The following is a 17,792-nucleotide window of genomic DNA, read 5'->3' on the forward strand; positions in this document are numbered from 1 at the left end:
CCGACTCTACGCCCCGAGGAGCTTGCGGACGCGGTCGGCCCCGACGGCCAGCAGCAGCGTGGGCAGCCTCGGGCCGGTGTCGCGGCCGACGAGCAGCGTGTAGAGCAGGACGAAGAACTCGCGCTGCGCCGCCTTCAGCTCCGGTGTCGCCTTCGCCTCGGCGGGCAGGCCCGCCTGGAGCTTCGGCACGCCGTACACCAGGGCGGTCAGCCCCTCCAGCGACCAGTGCTCGTCGAGCCCCTCGAGCAGCAGCCGCAGTGACTCGCGCTGCTCGTCGCCGAGCCCGGCCAGCAGGTCGGCGTCGGGCTCGGCCAGGACACTGGTGCGCTGCTCGGCGGGCACCTGCGTGCTCACCCACCGCTGCGCCCTGTCGAGGCGCGGACGCACCGACTCCAGGTCGGTGACCGGGTCGGCGGGGTCGAGCTCACGCAGGATCCGCAGCGTCTGCTCCTCGTCGCCGGTGGTGACGTCCGCGATCGAGGCGAGCATCCGGTACGGCACCCGCCGCCGCGTCGACTCGAGCGGCCCCTCCGCCGTGCGCACCGACCTGGCGTGGACGGTCAGGTCCGCGGGCAGCGCCGTGCCGTCGGCGACCTTGCGCTCCAGCGCGTCCCACTCGTCGTAGAGGCGCTGGATCTCCTGGTCGAAGGCGACCTTGAACGACTGCGCCGGCTTGCGGCGCGCGTACATCCAGCGCAGCAGCGGCGCCTCCATGATCTCCAGGGCGTCCGCCGCGGTCGGGACGCCGCCCTTGGAGCTGCTCATCTTCGCCATGCCGCTGATGCCGACGAAGGCGTAGCGGGGTCCGATCGGCTGCTGCCCGCCGAACACCTCGCCGACCAGATGGCCGCCGACCTCGAAGGAGGAGCCCGGCGAGGTGTGGTCGACGCCCGAGGGCTCGAAGACGACGCCCTCGTAGGCCCAGCGCATCGGCCAGTCGACCTTCCAGACGAGCTTGCCACGGTCGTGGGTGGCCAGCCGTACGGTCTCGCCGTACCCGCACGCGCAGGTGTAGGCCAGCTCGGTCGTCTCGTCGTCGTAGCCGGTGACGGTGGTGAGGTCGCGCCCGCACAGCGCGCAGTAGGGCTTGTACGGGTAGTAGCCCGCCTCCTCCTCGGCCGCGCCTGAGCCTTCGAGCGCGGCGGCCTCGTCGGCGTCCTTCGCCTTCGGCTTGGCCTTGGTGCGGAAGCGGGACAGCACCTCGTCGATGCGGTCGCGCTCGCGCATCGCGTGCAGGATCTGCTCGCGGTAGACGCCCGAGGTGTACTGCTTGGTCTGGCTGATGCCGCGGTAGGTCACGCCCAGCCGCGCCAGCGCGGAGATCATCGGGGTCTTGAAGTGCTCGGCCCAGTTCGGGTAGGCGCTGCCGGGCGGGGCGGGGACCGAGGTGAGTGGCTTGCCGATGTGCTCGGCCCACTCCTCGGGGATGCCCACGGGCACCTTCCTGAAGCGGTCGTAGTCGTCCCACGAGAGCAGGTGCACGCAGTCGAGGCCGCGCCGCCTGATCTCGTCGGCCACCAGGTGCGGGGTCATCACCTCGCGCAGGTTGCCCAGGTGGATCGGGCCGGAAGGGCTGAGCCCCGAGGCGCAGACGATCGTTTTGCCGGGGGCGCGGCGCTCGGCCTCGGCGATGACGTCGTCCGCGAGTTGGGAGACCCAGTCGGTCATGGAACAACCCTTCGATCGAGGTGTGGCGACCCATTCTTCCCGAAGAATGGGGACTCATGGACTGGACTGCCCTTCGCGACCGTTTCCGCCGCGCTCCCCTACGCCCTCCACCGGCCCCCTGGCGGTACGTGCAGGTGCAGAAGACGGGCGGCCTCACGGACGTCGGCTTCGGGAGGCCCTCACGGGCGGAAGGGCTCACCGCGCCCGATCTCCTGCTCGTCGCCTCGAGCACCGGCAGAGGCGTCTTCGACTGCGCGAGCGGTCAGCGGGTGTCCCGCGACCACGAGGAAACCTACCCCGACGACCCGCTGGTGCGCGAGGGCATCGGCCCGCTGGAGGGCGTCCAGGTCACGATGGCGGGGCTGTGGGGCGGCGGTCTGCGCACCACGACGGACGACGGCTGGGCGGTCCACCTCGTCGCCCCCGACTGGCCTGCCGAGAGCGTGCTCCTGTCGAAGGACGACGAGCCCGACCGCGGCTCGAACTGGTGGCACATCCATCGGGAGGAGGGCTGCGAGCTGCGTGCCTTCGGCTTCTCCCCCAGCGGCAGGACCCTGGTCATCGCCACCACCTGCGACCTTGTTCTCTACCACAGAGGGTAGAAAGGAGATCATGACCGATCCCGTCACATGGATGGACGCCTACGTCAGGGCGTGGCATACCAACGAGCCCGCCGACATCGGCGCTCTGTTCACCGACGACGCCGCCTACTTCACCGAGCCCTACGCCCGGCCGTGGCGAGGGCGCGACGCGATCGTGCGCGGATGGCTGGAGCGCGAGGACGAGGGCGGCCCCTCGGCGTTCGAGTACGAGCCCGTCGCCGTCGAGGGCGAGACGGCCGTCGTCAAGGGCGTGACGACCTATCCCGACCGGGTCTTCAGCAACCTGTGGGTGCTCAGGCTGGACGGCGAGGGCCGCTGCGCCGAGTTCACCGAGTACTGGATGGAGCAGCCAGCATGAGATCACCGGTCGTCTTCGACCTCGACGGCGTGCTCGTCGACTCCGAGCCGGTCTGGGAGGAGGTCCGCAGGGCCTTCGTCGCCGAGCACGGCGGCACGTGGCGTGAGGAGACGCAGTCGAGGCTGATGGGCATGAGCACCGGCGAGTGGTCGGCCTACCTGGCCGAGCTCGGCGTACGGCTGCCGCCCGAGGAGATCGCGCGCGGGGTGGTCGGGCAGATGGCCGAGCGCTATCGGCACGGCGTGCCGCTCCTGCCCGGCGCGAAGGAGGCGGTCGAGCGGCTGGCGGCCGGCCGTCCGCTCGGCCTGGCCAGCTCCTCCCCCCGCGCGCTGATCGACGTGGTGCTGGAGGCCACAGGGCTGGGCGCGTTCTTCGGCGCGACGGTCTCGACAGAGGAGGTGGCGTACGGCAAGCCCGCCCCCGACGGCTACCTGGAGGCGGCCTCACGGCTCGGCGTGGACCCCTCGGACTGCGTGGCGGTCGAGGACTCCAGCAACGGGCTGCGGTCGGCGCACGCGGCGGGGATGCGGGTGGTCGCGGTGCCGCACCCGCTCTACCCGCCCGCCCCCGACGCCCTGGCCCTGGCCGCCTGCACGGCCAAGACCCTGGACGAGCTGACCCCCGATCTGGTCGACTCCCTGCCCCGCTAGGCGCGGGGAGGAGTCCGTGCCGTGCCCCGGGGGTCTTCGGGGCACGGCGTGAGCGGGTTCATGGACGGTCGTCGGGGCGCTGGCCGTCGTAGCCGAGCAGGCGCATCGCCGTTTCCGGGTCCATCGCCGCGGCCAGCAGCTGGGCCCTGGCGTTGGCCCTGTCGCGTTCCTGTTCGGCCCTTCTCTGGGCGGTGCGCACCGCCTTCACCGCGATGAGCGCCACCGCGACGCCCACGACGATCGCGACGACGATGATGAACAGCACCAGCAGCAACCCGGGCGACAGCGCCCCTGCCACGCTGCCTATCGCGCCGGTCGCGGCCAGCGCGCCGAACAGCGCCAGACCCACCAGCACGATGACGCTGCCCGCCACGACCCACACCGTCGCGGGCGACCTGCGGGAAGCCGGCGGCTCAGCCGTACCGAAGGCTTGGGGGGCGCCGCCCGCGAGACCCGACGAGGCCGGCGCGCTCGCGGTCATGGTCTCCGGCGACCAGGGGACGAACTCGGGGCGCCGTTCCTCCCCGTGGGCCGTCGGCTGCACCTGGGCGGAGCCCTGCGTCGCCGGCTGAACCACCGCCGGCCGGATCGGGACGGGCGCGGCCCCTGCGGGGGCGTAGACCACGTCGGCCTCGACGACCTCGGCCTCCACGGTCACAGGTCCCGGCAGGTTGCGCTCGACCCTGTTGTGCTCGCGGTGCGCCCTGGCCGCGTCGCGGTGGTACTCCTCGAGCTCCTCGAGAAGCTCCTGCGAGCGGTAGATCGCGCCGTCCACCAGCGGGCCCTGCCTGCCCTCGAGGACGGCGACCACGTCCTCGCCGTTGAGCGTCTTGTGGGTCTCCAGCGCGTGCGCGAGGCACAGCACCTCGCGCCGGTGCTCACGCAGCAGCTCCTCGGTCTGCTCCAGCAGCCTGACCAGGTTGAACTCGACCCGCTCGCTGAGGTGCTCGGGGACGGAGGCCTCGCGCGGCGCGGGATCCTGGGCGGCGCCCTGCTGCCCGCGCATCGCCTTGCCCGCGTGGATGCCCAGCTCCTGCAGCGCGGGCAGCGAGGCGATGCCCGTGCCCATGCCCCAGTGCGACTCCATGAGCCCGACGAGGTAGGTCGCCGACATCAGGTCGCCCGAGACGCCGGAGGAGTTGTCGTCGCCGAAGAACATCCGCTCCCCCGCCAGCGAGGCGAGCGAGACCATGATGTCGGCCTCGTGCTCGGACTTCCACCGGGTGAACTGGTCCTCGGGCTTGATGGAGGCGACCATGCCGAGGTAGTCGGCACCCTTCTCGATCGTGGCGATGTCGATCTCGAGGTGGTAGCGGGTGCGGTAGGCGACGACCGCGTGGCAGGCCTCGTGGACGGCGACCGCGTGCCGTTCGCGCTCGATGTACTCGACGTCCTCGGGCGGGCCGAGCTGCTTGAGCCGCTTGGCGCGCAGCACGTCGGACCAGGTGATGACCTCGCGCCCGTCGCGGATGGTGGTGATCAGCGCCTCGTTCACCAGGTCCTTGATCGTGGCGCCGGTGGCGTAGGGGGTGATGGTGGCGAGCTTGTCCATCTGCTCGTCGGTCAGCTCGTGCTGGACCTTGGCGAAGTAGCCCTGGTAGGTGCGCACCCTTCCGGCCTTGGACGGGTAGCCGACCTTGTAGATGCGGTCGATGCGCCCTGGCCGCAGCAGCGCCTCGTCGAGGGCGTCGGGCATGTTGGTCGCCATCATGACGAGGATGCGGTACTTCGGCGGCGGCTTGGGCCGCATGCCGAGCGCGCGTCGTACGAGCCTGTTGAACAGGCCGCGCGGCTTCTTCAGCCCCGACAGCTCGGTGAGCAGCGCCTGCAGTGTGCCCATGTCGCCGCTGCCGCCGTTCATGCCGCCGCCCATGAAGAAGCGGTTGTCCTCGGCGCCGGCCGCGGGTCTGGTGAGCAGGACCGAGCGGGAGTGCTCGGACAGGTAGTTCAGGCCGTGGCAGCCGTCGGCGGTGAAGCCCTGCCCAGGGGGCGCCTGTCCGGCGAGCCTGCCCCTGCGGCCGAGGGAGTCGGCCTCGTCGAAGAAGACGATGACGCCGCCGTAGCGGAGCGCCAGCTTGCGCAACTTCCTGAAAAGGGCCTTCACCTTCAGGATGCCGATGCCCATGAACATGTTGACGAAGGCGCCGGGGTCGACGAAGACGTACGGCTTGCCCGTCTCCCCCGCCACGGCCTCGGCCATCAGCGTCTTGCCCGTTCCCGGCGGGCCCCACAGCAGCAGGCCGCTGGGCACGTACCCGCCCCTGGCCTCGATGGCGTCGGGCTGCTCGAGGAAGACGATGTTCTCCTTGACGCGCTCGACGACGTGGTCCTGGCCCCACACGTCACGGAAGCGGGTCTTGATGTCGTCGGGATAGTAGGTCTCCACGCCGCCGCGCGACAGGAACCAGAACAGTCCGACGAACTGGAAGATGATGAAGAAGAACGCGAAGGCCAGCTGGGCGACGTACGGCAGCGCCTGGAAGGCCAGCGCGGGCGCCTGGAAGAGGGCCAGGAAGGGGCTGGTGTCGAGGACGGCGCCGAGCACGAGGGCGAGCAGCGTGACCCAGAACACGATCTTGATGAGCCTGGCGAGGCGGAACCTCGTCCAGTCGCTGAACGTGCGGTGCGTCCAGCGCTCGAACCCGCCGAAGACGCCCCTGCTCCAGAAGCGGTGGTAGCCGGAGGAGCGCTCGCTGACGAAGAAGTGGACCTGCCTGACGAACTCGGCCCCGAGCAGGTAGAAGATCCAGGGATGGTTCTCCCCGATCCTGCGCAGGGCGTCGTCGAAGGGCATGATGCCCGCGTAGTCGGCCATCTCCTTCCACGCCAGCACGAGGAAGACGATCGACAGCACCAGCAGGATCTTGATGCGGTCCCAGAAGACCATCCTCTTGCGGGTCACGGTGTCGGGATCGACGGGGCCGCTGCCGGGAGCGCGCAGGCCGCCCTCTTGGTAGGTCGTGGTCACTGTGGCACCCTCATCCCGGCAACTTGAGCAGCTTGAAGGATTCGGCGATCTTGTCGAACTCCGCGGCCCTCTTGCCGAAGCACTCGGCCGTGCAGCGGATCAGCAGCACCGACACGGTTCCGCCCGACTTGTCCAGATAAGCCGTCTGGTCGAAGGTCTGGACCGTGTCGCCGATCTGGTAGTTGAAGCGCACCCGCACGCCGCGCGCGCCGTCGCCGAGCGCGAGCTGCTGGTCGTTGAGCAGTTCGAAGCCGGTGAGCGTGGGCTGCTGGCCCGCCTCCATCAGGCGCTGGGCGTAGGCCTGCCGCATCTCCTCTGTCACGGGCAGCACGAAGTCGCGCATCGTGTTGAGGGAGATCATGTTGCGCTGGGGCTCGGTGAGCAGGTGAACGGTCGAGTAGACGAACGGGTCCTGGGAGCCCAGCAGGTGGTCGACCGCCGGTTCGGCGGACTGGTCGAAGGCCGTCGACCAGACCAGCTGCTTGCGCAGCTTCGCCGTCTCGGAGTTGGGATGGTCACCGCTGAGCAGGAGATCGATCTGCGTGGAGTCGATCTTCGAGAAGGAGGAGGGCACCCTGAAGTAGGTGGTCCCTTCCCTGTCGCGCACGTAGGTGTATTCCGCCTGACCGCAGGCGGCGGTTCCGGCCATCAAGAAGGCCGCGACCGTGATCGCGGCCCATCTCGTCCAAGCCCGTGTCTCTTTCACCAGGGCTTACCTCCGCGTTACCCGCCAACGCCTTGGTTGTGCCCGTTTTTGCCGTCTAATCTCCTCTTTGCCGCTAGAAGTCTTCACCAAATCTTGGCCGACCCTTGGCTCCATTTGTTACAGATCGCCGAAGTGAGGGCCATTCATCCGCATGATGGCTTCCTCTCCCCGTCTCTACCCGGCCGCAACGTTTGCGCAACCGAGACCTGGTGATGATGTCTTTTCGAAGGGCCTATCTCTTGCCGCCGAACTGGCTAAGGATAGGGAGCTTCGGAATCCCCTCCCGCCTCGCTCGGAGCGCGCCATGAAGGAACCTCTCAACTTCGCCATGACCGTGGAGCACCTGTTCGCCGAGGTGTGGTCACGTGAGGCGATCAGCGACCGTGACCGGCGCCTGCTGCTCGTCGGCCTGCTGGTCGGCCAAGGACTCGACGAGGCGGTCGAGGTGCAACTGGAGACCGCGCTGCGCACCGGCGACCTGACCGCGGAGGAGCTGAGGGAGACCGTCGTCTTCCTCACCCATTACGCCGGCTGGGCACGCGGAGCCAGGCTCAACGCCCTTGCGGAGGACCTGATCGACCGGGTGATCATGAACTGATCGTCGCCGCCACCGTCGCTCCCAGCTCCCAGCACGCCTCGAGGTCCGTCTTGGTGACGGCGCCGATCACCACGACCGGCGCCGCCACCGGGCTCCAGCCGAGCCCGCCCGCGATCGACTCGACCGCGCGCACCGCGCCCGTGGCGTCGTTGTTGCCGTGCACGTACAGCCCGTACGGCAGGCGCCGCGTCTCCTCCAGGCACGGGTAGTAGATCGTGTCGAAGAAGTGCTTGAGCGCCCCGCTCATGTAGCCGATGTTGGCCGGGGTGCCGAGGATGATCGCGTCGGCGGCGAACACATCGGAGGCGGTGGCCTGGAGCGCGGCCCTGGTCACCACCTCGACGCCGTCGAGCTCGTCGGTGCCCGCGCCCTCGCGGGTCTTCTCCAGCAGCTCGTGGGTGGCCGGTGAGGCGGTGTGGTGCACGATCAGCACCCTGCTCACGGCCCGTCCACCCGGTAGACAGGCCCCTGGAGGCTGAGCGCGTAGAGCTCGCCGTCGTGGTCCTGGCCGAAGGACGACAGCTGCTCGACCTTGCCCACCTCGACGCCCTTGGCGGGGTCGTCGGCGGGGGCCGCCCTGATCCAGCCCGCGCAGAAGTCGCCGTAGAGGAAGTGCCCGCGCAGGCCGGGGATCTTCGTGCCCCTGTAGACGTATCCGGCGATCACCGAGCAGTTGCCGCCCTCACCCAGGGGATAGGTGATGACGGGCGCGACGGCCTTGCCGATGTCGACGCTCTCATGGAAGGGCCTGTCGCCCTCGAAGGCGTTCCACCCGTAGTTGTTGCCGCCCCGCCCCTTGGGCTCGTGGTCGACCTCCTCCCGGGCGTTCTGCCCGACGTCGCCGATCCAGAGGTCGCCTGTCCGCCTGTCGAAGCTGAAGCGCCAGGGGTTGCGCAGGCCGTACGCCCAGATCTCGGGTTCGGCGCCGCGCCTGCCGACGAACGGGTTGTCCTCGGGCACCTTGTAGGGCTCGCCGCGAGGGTCGATGCGCAGGATCTTGCCCAGCCACGTGCCGAGGTCCTGGCCGTTGCCCTCGGGGTCGCCGCCGCTGCCCCCGTCGCCCAGCGCGATGTAGAGGTGGCCGTCGGGGCCGAAGGCGAGCTGCCCTCCGTTGTGGTTGGCGTACGGCTGGTCCTGGGTGAGCACGTCGCGGCGAGCTGTGGCCTTCGTGCCGTCGAAGGCCCATTCGGTGACGTGGGTGTCGCCCTCGGCGTCGGTCCAGTCGAGGTAGAGCCACCTGCCCGACGGGTGGAAGGCGACGCCGAGCAGACCTTGCTCGTTGCCCTTGCTGACCTCCGCCGACAGGTCGATGATCTGGGTCGTGGCGCCGCCCTTCACCGCGTGCAGCCTGCCGCCCTGCTCGGCGATGTAGAGCGCGTCGTCGCCGTCGCGCACGGCGATGGCGACGGGCTTGTCGAGCCGGGCGATCTGGGTGAACCTCAGCTTGTCCTGCAGCCCCTGGCCCGCGCTCACGCTCGGGCCGGAGGTCGGGCTCACCGGGAGCGAGGGGGCCGCGGGCGTCGTGTCCGCGGTCGGGGTGGCCGAACAGGCGGTCAGCGCCGCGACCAGTACGGCGAAGGGAAGCGCGAGGCGCACGCTGTCGATCCTCTCATGTGGGCTCTTTCCAGGGTCCTACCCCTTGCGACCGGCGGAGGTTCCCCGCGGCCTGCTGGCATTACGCTGGCGGCATGCCTACCGCAATGATCACGGGCGCGACCGCCGGCATCGGCGCGGCGTTCGCCCGCCGCCTGGCCGCCGACGGCTTCTCGCTGGTCCTCGTCTCACGCGACGAATCCAGGCTCGCCGAGACGGCGGGCCGACTCAAGCTGAGGTACGGCGTCGCCGTCGAGACCCTCCCCGCCGACCTGGCCACCGACGACGGCCTCGAGGTCGTGGAGTCTCGCCTGCGCGACGGCGTCGACCTGCTGGTCAACAACGCCGGCTTCGGCCATCAGGGCCACTTCCTCGACGTTCCCGTCGAGGACGAGCTGCGCATGCTCAAGCTGCACTGCGAGGCCGTGCTGAGGCTGACGCTGGCCGTCCTGCCCGGGATGCGCGCCCGCGGCAGGGGCGCGGTGGTGAACGTGGCGTCGGTGGCGGCGTTCTTCACCCGCGGAACCTACAGCGCCTCCAAGGCCTGGGTGGTCAACTTCAGCGAGTCCACGGCCGCCGAGGTCGGCAGCCCTCGCATCCGCGTCATGGCGCTGTGCCCTGGGTTCGTGCGCACCGAGTTCCACCAGCGGGCTGCCATGGACGTCTCCGGCATCCCCGGCTTCCTCTGGCTCAAGGCCGACGACGTGGTGAACGAGGCGATGCGCGACCTCGCCCTCGGCAGGCGGGTCTCCATCCCCGACCTGCGCTACAAGGCGATCGTCGGGGTCGGCAGGCTCATTCCGCGCGCCCTGACGGAGCGGGTCTCCGCGCGCATCGGCCGCAAGTGAACGTCTAGACGGCGCGATCGGGGGCACCTTGAGGGTTCAGGCGACCCTCGGGGAGGTGCGTGCGGTGCGGCTCGAGGACTGGTTCCTCACGGAGGAGGAGCGCGGCAACCCCTCGACCAAGCTCGAGGACTGGACGACGGGAAACCTGGTGCGCCCGCTCATCCACGGCGCGACCTACTTCGCCGAACTGGCCGAGCGCATCGACGGGCTGGGCAAGGACGACCTGCTGCTGTTCGCCGACTGGCGCGGCGACCCCGACGAGCTGCTCACCGGCGGCGGGCAGCCGGTGGCCGAGGTCATGGCGGAGGCCGCCCGCAGGGGCGCGCTGGTCAGGGGGCTCATCTGGCGCTCCCACCTCGACTTCCTGCGCTTCAGCTCCGCCGAGAACAGGCACCTGGGCGAGGACATCGAGGCGGCGGGCGGCCAGGCCCTGCTCGACACCCGGGTACGGCACGGCGGCTCCCACCACCAGAAGTTCGTCATTCTGCGCCACGACCGCGACGCCGAAAGGGACGTGGCCTTCGTCGGCGGCATCGACCTGTGCCACAGCCGCCGTGACGACGCCGCCCATTTCGGCGATCCGCAGGCCGCCCCCATGCCGAAGTCCTACGGCGAGCGTCCGCCCTGGCACGACGTGCAGGTGGCCATCCACGGCCCGGCCGTGGGCGAGGTGGAGAAGGTCTTCTGCGAGCGATGGGAGGACCCCGCACCCGAGACCCGCCAGCCGATCAGGCGGCTGCGCGACCACCTGCAGCGGATGGACGACGTGCCGCCGCTGCCGAAGCCGGGGCCGCCGCCCGACCCCGTGGGGACGCACGCCGTCCAGCTGCTCAGGACCTATCCGCACCTGCGGCGCGCCTACCCCTTCGCGCCCGAGGGCGAGCGGAGCGTGGCCAGGGCCTACCACAAGGTGCTGGGCAGGGCGCGCTCCCTGGTCTACCTGGAGGACCAGTACCTGTGGTCCACCGAGGTGATCGAGCCGTTCGCCGAGGCGCTGGAGCGGGAGCGGGACCTGCGCATGATCATCGTGGTGCCCCGGTACCCGGACCAGGACGGCTGGCTGGCCGGGCCTGCCAGCCTGATCGGCAGGTCCGAGGCGCTGGCCAGGCTGACGCGCGCGGGCGAGGGCCGGGTCGCGATCTACGACCTGGAGAACCACCTCGGCACGCCGGTGTACGTGCACGCCAAGGTCTGCGTGGTGGACGACGTCTGGGCGAGCGTCGGCTCCGACAACGTCAACCTGCGGTCGTGGACGTTCGACTCCGAGCTCAGCTGCGCGGTGCTCGACGAGGAGCCCGATCCGCGCCCTCCCTCGGGCGCGAGCAGGTACGCCAGGCGCCTGAGGCTCACTCTGGCGGCCGAGCACCTCGATCGCGACCCCGGCGACGTGGACGAGCTGTGCGACCCCGTGACCGCCTTCGAGGCCTTCGCCGAGTCGGCCGCGCGGCTGGAGTCCTGGCACAGGAGCGGCCGCAGGGGGCCGCGCCCGCCCGGCCGCCTGCGTCCCCATCCGCAGCCCGAGCTCGGCCGCCTGCGCAGGACGCTGGCCATGCCGCTCTACCGGATGGTCGTCGACCCCGACGGAAGGCCGCCGAGGCTGCGCCGTTCGAAGGACTTCTGATGCGGGGCGCACGAGGGAATTGATCGACGCTTCTAACGCTTACACCTGGGTGTAACCGTTAGTTTGGAGGCGTCATGAGCAGTCGGTTCGCGCAGATCGCGTTCACCCCCGGCGTCCAGCGGCACCAGCTGGAGCACGGCAGCCATCGCGCCTATCGAAGGCTGATGGAGGGCGCGGGCGGCGCCGACCGGCTCGGCGACGCCGAGCGGCTGTTCATCGGCGAGCGCGACAGCTTCTACCTGGCCAGCGTCGGCGAGAGCGGCTGGCCCTACATCCAGCACCGAGGCGGGCCGCGCGGCTTCCTGCGGGTGCTCGACGAGCACACCCTCGGCTTCGCCGACTTCCGCGGCAACCGGCAGTACATCACCCGCGGCAACCTGGACCACGACGACAGGGTCTCGCTGTTCCTGATGGACTACGCGAACAGGGGCAGGCTGAAGGTGCTCGGCAGGGCCCGCGCGGTGGAGGACGACCCCGAGCTGATCGGACGGCTGGCCGTCGAGGGCTACCAGGGGAAGGTGGAGCGGGCCGTGCTGATCGACGTCGAGGGCTTCGACTGGAACTGCTCGCAGCACATCCCGGAGCTCTACCCTCGCGACCTCGTGGAGCGGGCGCTGGGGTCGGCCCGCGACCGCATCACGGCACTGGAGCGCGAGAACGCGCGGCTGCGCGCCGACCTGGCCGCGACCTGAGCGCGACGAACGGGTCCCCGGCCGGTCGGCGGCGGGGACAAAAAAGGATCCCCCCGCCGCGGGAGGGGGTCGCGGCGGGGGGACGTCTCCTTCGCTGGGTCAGCGGTTGGCCTCGTGGCCGATGGCCAGGCCGCTCTCGGAGTCGAAGAAGTGCAGGTTGTGCGTGTCGACGACCAGGTCGATCGTCTGACCGGGACGCACGTGGCTGCGGGCGTTGACGCGGGCGGTCCACAGCGACTTGTCGCCGATCAGCGGGAGCGCCGCCTCCTCGTCGTCACCCGTGTCCTGGGCGGCGACGGTGTCCTTGTGCTCGACCGGCGGGGCGTCGATCAGGAACAGGACGTTGATCTCGGAGCCGAGCTCCTCGGTGACCTCGGCCTTGGCGGGCAGGGTGGCCCAGCCGTTGGCGTGGCTGCCGGCGGCGCTGGCGTCCTCGAAGTCGGAGGGGCGGATGCCGAGGATGAGCGACTTGCCGATGTACTGGTCGAGGCCGGGCTTCTCGGTGAAGGTCGAGGCCGGGATCTGCAGCTTGACGTCGGCGAAGGTCACGGCCGCGCCGTCGCCGTCGCGGACCACCTGGGCGGTGACGAAGTTCATGGACGGCGAGCCCATGAAGCCGGCGACGAACAGGTTGACCGGCTTGTCGAACAGGTTCTGCGGCGTGTCGACCTGCTGGAGCAGACCGTCGCGAAGGACGCACACCCTGTCGCCGAGGGTCATGGCCTCGACCTGGTCGTGGGTGACGTAGACGGTGGTGACGCCGAGGCGCTCGTGCATCTGGTTCAGCGAGGCGCGCATGGAGACGCGGAGCTTGGCGTCCAGGTTGGACAGCGGCTCGTCCATGAGGAAGGCCTGCGGCTCGCGGACGATGGCGCGGCCCATGGCGACACGCTGGCGCTGACCACCGGAGAGGGCGGCCGGCTTGCGCTTGAGGTAGGTCTCGAGGCCGAGCATCTTGGCGGCCTCGTTGACGCGCTTCTGGATCTCCGGCTTGGGCATCTTGCGGAGCTTCAGACCGAAGGCGAGGTTCTCCTCGACGGTCATGTGGGGGTACAGCGCGTAGTTCTGGAAGACCATCGCGATGTCGCGGTCCTTCGGAGGCAGGTGGTTGACCACCTTTTCGCCGATGGAGATCTCGCCGCCGCTGATGTCCTCCAGGCCGGCGATCATCCGCAGGGCGGTCGACTTGCCGCAACCGGAGGGGCCGACCAGGACCATGAACTCGCCGTCCTTGATCTCAAGGTTCAGCCCGTTCACTGCCTTCACGCCACCGGCGTAGATCTTGTCGACATTTGACAGGACGATGGATGCCATGACATTCCTTCGCGCAACGGGCGGGGGCCCGGATGGTCGTGGGGGTCACCACGCACTGTGGATACGTTTTCATGCATCTCACCCGAAAGGGACATCGCTGTCAAGAGACCAGCCCCTGTTATTGATTAGAGCTGGAAACCTCGTGGAACCCATGATGGAATCGTTTCCATGAAGCGCACCACCATCAAGGACGTGGCCGAGGCGGCCGGGGTGGGCGTGGCCACCGTCTCCAGGGTGCTGTCGGGCGGATCGGCCAGCCCCGAGACCCGCGAGCGCGTGCTCGCGGTGGCCGCTCATCTCGACTACCGCCCCAGCGCGCTGGGGCGCAACCTCCGTCAGCAACGTACCGGCGGCATCGGCCTGCTGCTGCCCGATCTGACGGACCCGCTGTACGGCAGGCTGGCCGAGGGCGTGCTGGCGTGCGCCCGCTCGGCGGGCGAGCCCGTGCTGGTGGGCTCGACTGGGGGCGATCCCGAGCAGGAGTCCGAGCTGATCGGCATGCTGCTCGAGCAGAGCGTCGACAAGGTGGTCGCCGTCCCCTCAGGCGACGCCGACACCTGGGGCCCGGCTCTCAGGACCGGCATGACGGTGGTCTTCGCGGGTGAGCGGCCCGACGAGCCCACCGAGGAGCCGGTCGACGACCTGCTGCTGCTCGACGGATTGAGGGGCAGGCCCAGGGTGGAGGGCGGCATCCCGACCGTGCTCGCCGACGACCGCTCGGGCGTCCGCACGGCGGTGCAGTACCTCAAGGGCCTCGGTCACCGCCGCATCGCCTATCTGGGCGGTCCCGGCCACGCCCGGCGCGTCTCGGCCTTCAGGGAGGCGCTGGGGCCGCTCGTGGACGACGAACTGGTGGTCTTCGCGGGCGGCTCCCGCGACGCGGCCTACGCGGCGGCCTCGGGGCTGCTCCAGAGCCGTCCCGACCTGACGGCCGTCCTCGCGGGCGGCAACCAGCTGGGCGAGGCGGCCGTGCTGGCCGCCAGGGAGCTCGACCTGCGCATCCCCCGGGACCTGTCGCTCGTGATGTACGACGACGTGCCGTGGGCCGAGCTGTGCTCGCCGCCGCTGACCGTCATCGCCCAGCCCGCGCAGGACCTCGGCTACCGCGCGGCCGAACTGGTGCTGCGGGCGGGCACCCGCCGCCCGCGCAGCGTGCTGCTGCCCACCGAGCTCATCGTCAGGGGGAGCTGCGGACCTCGCCGTTGACGTAGACCCATGCGCCCTCGTGCCTGGCGAACCTGCTGACCTCGCGCAGTTCCCCCGCCCTGCCGCGCCGGCTGAAGCGGGCGCGGAACTCCACCGTCCCCTCCTCGTCGGCGGGTCCGCCCGCGCCGGTGGCGACGACGGACAGGCGCTTCCACCGCAGGTGCGACTCGAAGGCGAGATCGGCGGGCCTGGTGGAGGGGTGCCAGCTCCTGAGCAGGTAGTCCGCGTCGCCCACCGCGAAGGCGCTGAAGCGCGAGCGCATGAGCTGCTCGGCGGTCTCGGCCGCCGCCTCGCCCCTGTGCAGGCGCCCGCAGCACTCGTCGTAGGGCGCGGGCAGCCCGCACGGGCACGAACTCACAGGAGCTTCTCGATCGCGGAGACGACGGCGGGGTCGGTGGGCTCGGTGCCGGGCCTGAACCTGGCCACGACCGAGCCTTCACGGTCGACCAGGAACTTCTCGAAGTTCCACTGGACGTCGCCGGCCTGGCCCTCGGCGTCGGGCGTGCCGGTCAGCTCGGCGTAGAGCGGGTGCCTGCCCTCGCCGTTGACCTCGGCCTTCTCCAGCAGCGGGAAGTCGACGCCGTAGGTGGTGGAGCAGAACTCCTGGATCTCCTCGGCCGAGCCAGGCTCCTGGCCCATGAACTGGTTGCACGGCACGCCGACCACGCTGAAGCCGCGCTGCCCGTACTCCTTCTGAAGCTCGACCAGACCGGAGTACTGCGGGGTCAGTCCGCACCTGGAGGCGACGTTCACGATGAGCAGCGCGCTGTCGCCGGCGAGCTCGGTCAGGGTGGTCGGGGCGTCCGCGATCGTGCGGACGGGGATGTCTCGGAGACTCATGATCCGACCCTACCCTTCGCCAAAATGTGACAGGGTCCACATTTGGCGGCTATAAGCCCTGAATAACCACAAGATCGGATCTTTACTAACGATCTACCTTTTCATGGTCAATTAGCGACAAATGCTCCCTTTGCGGCAGGGTGACGCAGTCCCCCGATCCCCTTCGAAAGGGAATACCGCATGTCACGCCGTACCAGAGCCCTGCTCCTCGCCGCCACGTTCGTGGCGTCGGGAGCGGGCACAGCGACGGCCGCCTACGCGGAGAGCGGCAGCAGCAGGAACAAGTCCATCGCCAGGCCGATGGTGGCGGACAAGGGCTGGGGCAGGGCCCAGTTCGGCTGCCTCGAGCGGCTCTGGACCAGGGAGAGCGGCTGGAACCACCGCGCGGGCAACGGCTCGGGCGCCTACGGCATCCCCCAGGCGCTGCCCGGCCACAAGATGGCCAGCGCGGGCAGAGACTGGCGCACCAACCCCAGGACACAGATCGAATGGGGCCTTTCCTACATCAAGAAGCGGTACGGCTCGCCGTGCGCAGCCTGGTCGCACTTCCTGTCGCGCGGCTGGTACTGATCACTTTCCCACTCTCGCGTCCGCTGTTCGAATAGTCATGGTCACCAGGGCTCCGGGGCGCGCCAACGCGGGTTCGCCACCTCGCAAAGTCCTTTCCTTTCCCTGCTTCGGCTGCCTGACCAGTGGCGACATGGCGTACTAGAAACCGCCTAGAGACACGTCGCGGCGTCTTCGGGGCCGTCCAGCACGATCGGGCGGAAAAAGATCCCCGCAAGGCCACGCGGGCCCTCCTCGCCCGAGCCACGGGCGCGGTCCGGCAGGGTGCTCCATCACGTGGAGGCCCGCCCGCACGCGACCGGACAGCAAGGATCGAGTTGGACAGCAATCGCGTGCTCGCCGTGATGATCGCCTCTGTCGCGTTCACCGGCGGGACAGCCTCGACCGCCCTGGCCGATATGGAATCGGCCAGGAAGGTCCACCAGCGGACCTGGTCGCTGGACGCGGAGCCTCGGGTGTTCCATCACCAGACCTACAGGGTGACGGCGCGGCCCACGGTGAGCCATCAGGCCACCTGGGACACCGAGGCGCTGCCGAAGGCGAGACCCATCACACCGGGCAAGGGCACCAACAAGCAGATCGCCCTCGACCTCGTGAGTCAGAGGTCATGGTCGCTACGCGAGTTCCAGTGCCTGGACAGCCTCTGGACCAGGGAGAGCAACTGGAACCACCGAGCCGAGAACCCCTCGTCCGGGGCGTACGGCATCCCGCAGGCGCTGCCGGCGGTCAAGATGTCGGGCGTCGGACAGGACTGGCGGCACAACCCGACCACCCAGATCCGCTGGGGGTTGAAGTACATCCAGGGCAGGTACGGCAGGCCGTGCGGCGCCTGGGGCCACTTCAGATCGCACAACTGGTACTAGGAAGCCGCCAAGGGGAAGTGGCGGCTGCCGTGGAAGGGCGCCCTGGGCTCAGCCCCGGGTGCCCTTCCTGTCCAGGTGGACCGCGATCGCCTGGATGAGCAGTTCGAGGCCGAAGTCGAACTCCTCCTCGTGGTCGCACGCGCCGAGGAGCGGGGCCAGCGCGCTCACCTCGGGAAACAGCTCGGGGTCGACCTTCCCGACCCTGGTGACCCCCTGAACGGGCGCGAACGTCGGCGTGACGCCCACCTCGCGCAGCAGCGAGCCGATGATGTAGGCGATGAACAGGCGCAGCATCCGCACCGCGTCGGCTCCGTCGAAGCCCGCCTCGCGCAGCGTGGACAGCGCCCGCTCGACGGGCAGCAGGCCCGCGTTCGAGTGCAACTGGCGGCTGACGACCAGCATGGTGGAGCGCGGGTGGTGGTGGGCGATCTGACGGAAGGCCCTGGCCTGCAGGCGCACCCTGTCGGTCCAGTGCGCCTCGGGATCGTCGGTGAACTGGATCTTCGACAGCACGGCCTCGGCGACGCCGTCGAGCAGCGAGGCCTTGTTCGGCACGTGGTTGTAGAGCGACATCACCCCCACGCCGAGGTCGGCGGCGATCCTGCGCATGGACACCGCGTCGGCGCCCTCCCGCTCGATGAGGTCGATCGCGGCGGCGACGATGCGCGCGCGGGACAGCGGCTCAGAGGGCATAGCTC

19 protein-coding genes are annotated in these 17,792 nt (G+C 69.9%); 10 read left to right on the forward strand and 9 right to left on the reverse strand.

All coding sequences use genetic code 11. The features are described 5' to 3' along the window. Positions 1-6 precede the first annotated feature (6 nt). Positions 7-1,668 carry a lysine--tRNA ligase gene (gene lysS / locus ABFX55_RS06720; protein WP_346118662.1) on the reverse strand — a complete coding sequence of 554 codons (1,662 nt, stop codon included), beginning with the start codon at positions 1,666-1,668 and terminating at the stop codon, positions 7-9. Positions 1,669-1,724: 56 nt separating this feature from the next. On the opposite strand from lysS, the gene ABFX55_RS06725 reads away from it, so the two are divergent. Genes ABFX55_RS06725 through ABFX55_RS06735 form a run of 3 tightly spaced genes read left to right on the forward strand, consistent with a single transcriptional unit; the run spans position 1,725 to position 3,278 of the window. After that, complete coding sequence (locus ABFX55_RS06725; protein WP_346118664.1) at positions 1,725-2,270, forward strand: hypothetical protein; 546 nt, start codon at positions 1,725-1,727, stop codon at positions 2,268-2,270. A gap of 10 nt (positions 2,271-2,280) precedes the next feature. After that, positions 2,281-2,628: a YybH family protein gene (locus ABFX55_RS06730; RefSeq protein WP_346118666.1), complete on the forward strand. Its 348-nt coding sequence runs from the start codon at positions 2,281-2,283 to the stop codon at positions 2,626-2,628. After that, entirely contained in the window at positions 2,625-3,278 is a 654-nt protein-coding gene (locus ABFX55_RS06735) for an HAD family hydrolase (protein ID WP_346118668.1), read from the forward strand. The genes ABFX55_RS06730 and ABFX55_RS06735 overlap by 4 nt, the downstream gene beginning before the upstream one ends. Positions 3,279-3,336: 58 nt before the next feature. Here ABFX55_RS06735 and ABFX55_RS06740 read toward each other — a convergent pair whose 3' ends face one another. Continuing rightward, positions 3,337-6,246: an AAA family ATPase gene (locus ABFX55_RS06740; RefSeq protein WP_346118670.1), complete on the reverse strand. Its 2,910-nt coding sequence runs from the start codon at positions 6,244-6,246 to the stop codon at positions 3,337-3,339. 10 nt (positions 6,247-6,256) lie between these two features. Beyond that, positions 6,257-6,952, reverse strand: a complete 696-nt coding sequence (locus ABFX55_RS06745; RefSeq protein ID WP_346118672.1) for a hypothetical protein — start codon at positions 6,950-6,952, stop codon at positions 6,257-6,259. 304 nt (positions 6,953-7,256) lie between these two features. Between ABFX55_RS06745 and ABFX55_RS06750 the strand changes: the two genes are divergently transcribed. After that, a complete protein-coding gene (locus ABFX55_RS06750) occupies positions 7,257-7,550 on the forward strand; it encodes a carboxymuconolactone decarboxylase family protein (RefSeq protein WP_346118674.1) in 294 nt (97 codons plus the stop codon). On the opposite strand, the gene ABFX55_RS06755 is transcribed toward ABFX55_RS06750, so the two are convergent. Then, complete coding sequence (locus ABFX55_RS06755; protein WP_346118676.1) at positions 7,540-7,992, reverse strand: flavodoxin family protein; 453 nt, start codon at positions 7,990-7,992, stop codon at positions 7,540-7,542. The two genes, ABFX55_RS06750 and ABFX55_RS06755, sit on opposite strands and share 11 nt — an antisense overlap. Further along, positions 7,989-9,146 (reverse strand): PQQ-dependent sugar dehydrogenase, encoded by a 1,158-nt coding sequence (locus ABFX55_RS06760; RefSeq protein WP_346118678.1) that lies wholly within the window; start codon positions 9,144-9,146, stop codon positions 7,989-7,991. The genes ABFX55_RS06755 and ABFX55_RS06760 overlap by 4 nt, the downstream gene beginning before the upstream one ends. A gap of 92 nt (positions 9,147-9,238) precedes the next feature. Here ABFX55_RS06760 and ABFX55_RS06765 point away from each other — a divergent pair, with 92 nt between their 5' ends. The 3 genes from ABFX55_RS06765 (at position 9,239) to ABFX55_RS06775 (ending at position 12,304) form a co-directional block, all read left to right on the forward strand. Then, a complete protein-coding gene (locus ABFX55_RS06765) occupies positions 9,239-9,991 on the forward strand; it encodes an SDR family NAD(P)-dependent oxidoreductase (protein ID WP_346118680.1) in 753 nt (250 codons plus the stop codon). A 64-nt stretch (positions 9,992-10,055) separates the two neighbouring features. After that, on the forward strand, positions 10,056-11,612 hold the full coding sequence (locus ABFX55_RS06770) for a phospholipase D family protein (RefSeq protein ID WP_346118682.1): 1,557 nt from the start codon (positions 10,056-10,058) through the stop codon (positions 11,610-11,612). Positions 11,613-11,686: 74 nt separating this feature from the next. Next, positions 11,687-12,304 carry a pyridoxamine 5'-phosphate oxidase family protein gene (locus ABFX55_RS06775; protein WP_346118684.1) on the forward strand — a complete coding sequence of 206 codons (618 nt, stop codon included), beginning with the start codon at positions 11,687-11,689 and terminating at the stop codon, positions 12,302-12,304. Positions 12,305-12,403: 99 nt separating this feature from the next. Here the strand turns inward: ABFX55_RS06775 and ABFX55_RS06780 are convergent, their stop codons facing one another. Beyond that, entirely contained in the window at positions 12,404-13,618 is a 1,215-nt protein-coding gene (locus ABFX55_RS06780; protein ID WP_183645897.1) for an ABC transporter ATP-binding protein, read from the reverse strand. 168 nt (positions 13,619-13,786) lie between these two features. On the opposite strand from ABFX55_RS06780, the gene ABFX55_RS06785 reads away from it, so the two are divergent. Next, entirely contained in the window at positions 13,787-14,824 is a 1,038-nt protein-coding gene (locus ABFX55_RS06785) for a LacI family DNA-binding transcriptional regulator (RefSeq protein ID WP_346118686.1), read from the forward strand. Here the strand turns inward: ABFX55_RS06785 and ABFX55_RS06790 are convergent. Beyond that, a complete protein-coding gene (locus tag ABFX55_RS06790) occupies positions 14,796-15,182 on the reverse strand; it encodes a YchJ family protein (protein ID WP_346118688.1) in 387 nt (128 codons plus the stop codon). The genes ABFX55_RS06785 and ABFX55_RS06790 overlap by 29 nt on opposite strands. Next, the gene (locus ABFX55_RS06795) at positions 15,179-15,664 is read right to left on the reverse strand and encodes a glutathione peroxidase (RefSeq protein ID WP_346118690.1); all 486 of its coding nucleotides are present in this window, start codon (positions 15,662-15,664) and stop codon (positions 15,179-15,181) included. Before ABFX55_RS06795 ends, ABFX55_RS06790 begins: the two co-directional genes overlap by 4 nt. 180 nt (positions 15,665-15,844) lie before the next feature. On the opposite strand from ABFX55_RS06795, the gene ABFX55_RS06800 reads away from it, so the two are divergent. Then, the gene (locus tag ABFX55_RS06800) at positions 15,845-16,234 is read left to right on the forward strand and encodes an aggregation-promoting factor C-terminal-like domain-containing protein (protein ID WP_183645901.1); all 390 of its coding nucleotides are present in this window, start codon (positions 15,845-15,847) and stop codon (positions 16,232-16,234) included. 314 nt (positions 16,235-16,548) lie between these two features. Then, positions 16,549-17,094 carry an aggregation-promoting factor C-terminal-like domain-containing protein gene (locus tag ABFX55_RS06805; protein ID WP_346118692.1) on the forward strand — a complete coding sequence of 182 codons (546 nt, stop codon included), beginning with the start codon at positions 16,549-16,551 and terminating at the stop codon, positions 17,092-17,094. Between the two features lie 48 nt (positions 17,095-17,142). Here the strand turns inward: ABFX55_RS06805 and ABFX55_RS06810 are convergent, their stop codons facing one another. Then, positions 17,143-17,787 carry a TetR/AcrR family transcriptional regulator gene (locus ABFX55_RS06810; protein WP_346118694.1) on the reverse strand — a complete coding sequence of 215 codons (645 nt, stop codon included), beginning with the start codon at positions 17,785-17,787 and terminating at the stop codon, positions 17,143-17,145. Between the last annotated feature and the right edge of the window lie 5 nt (positions 17,788-17,792).

It is taken from the genome of Nonomuraea roseola, assembly GCF_039535395.1.
Taxonomy (GTDB): domain Bacteria; phylum Actinomycetota; class Actinomycetes; order Streptosporangiales; family Streptosporangiaceae; genus Nonomuraea; species Nonomuraea roseola.

Coding starts and splice junctions, on each gene's coding strand:
- lysS (WP_346118662.1), bottom strand. CDS start 1,668: ATGACCGACTGGGTCTCCCAACTCGCGGACGACGTCATCGCCGAGGCC.
- ABFX55_RS06725 (WP_346118664.1), top strand. CDS start 1,725: ATGGACTGGACTGCCCTTCGCGACCGTTTCCGCCGCGCTCCCCTACGC.
- ABFX55_RS06730 (WP_346118666.1), top strand. CDS start 2,281: ATGACCGATCCCGTCACATGGATGGACGCCTACGTCAGGGCGTGGCAT.
- ABFX55_RS06735 (WP_346118668.1), top strand. CDS start 2,625: ATGAGATCACCGGTCGTCTTCGACCTCGACGGCGTGCTCGTCGACTCC.
- ABFX55_RS06750 (WP_346118674.1), top strand. CDS start 7,257: ATGAAGGAACCTCTCAACTTCGCCATGACCGTGGAGCACCTGTTCGCC.
- ABFX55_RS06765 (WP_346118680.1), top strand. CDS start 9,239: ATGCCTACCGCAATGATCACGGGCGCGACCGCCGGCATCGGCGCGGCG.
- ABFX55_RS06775 (WP_346118684.1), top strand. CDS start 11,687: ATGAGCAGTCGGTTCGCGCAGATCGCGTTCACCCCCGGCGTCCAGCGG.
- ABFX55_RS06780 (WP_183645897.1), bottom strand. CDS start 13,618: ATGGCATCCATCGTCCTGTCAAATGTCGACAAGATCTACGCCGGTGGC.
- ABFX55_RS06785 (WP_346118686.1), top strand. CDS start 13,787: ATGAAGCGCACCACCATCAAGGACGTGGCCGAGGCGGCCGGGGTGGGC.
- ABFX55_RS06795 (WP_346118690.1), bottom strand. CDS start 15,664: ATGAGTCTCCGAGACATCCCCGTCCGCACGATCGCGGACGCCCCGACC.
- ABFX55_RS06800 (WP_183645901.1), top strand. CDS start 15,845: ATGTCACGCCGTACCAGAGCCCTGCTCCTCGCCGCCACGTTCGTGGCG.
- ABFX55_RS06810 (WP_346118694.1), bottom strand. CDS start 17,787: ATGCCCTCTGAGCCGCTGTCCCGCGCGCGCATCGTCGCCGCCGCGATC.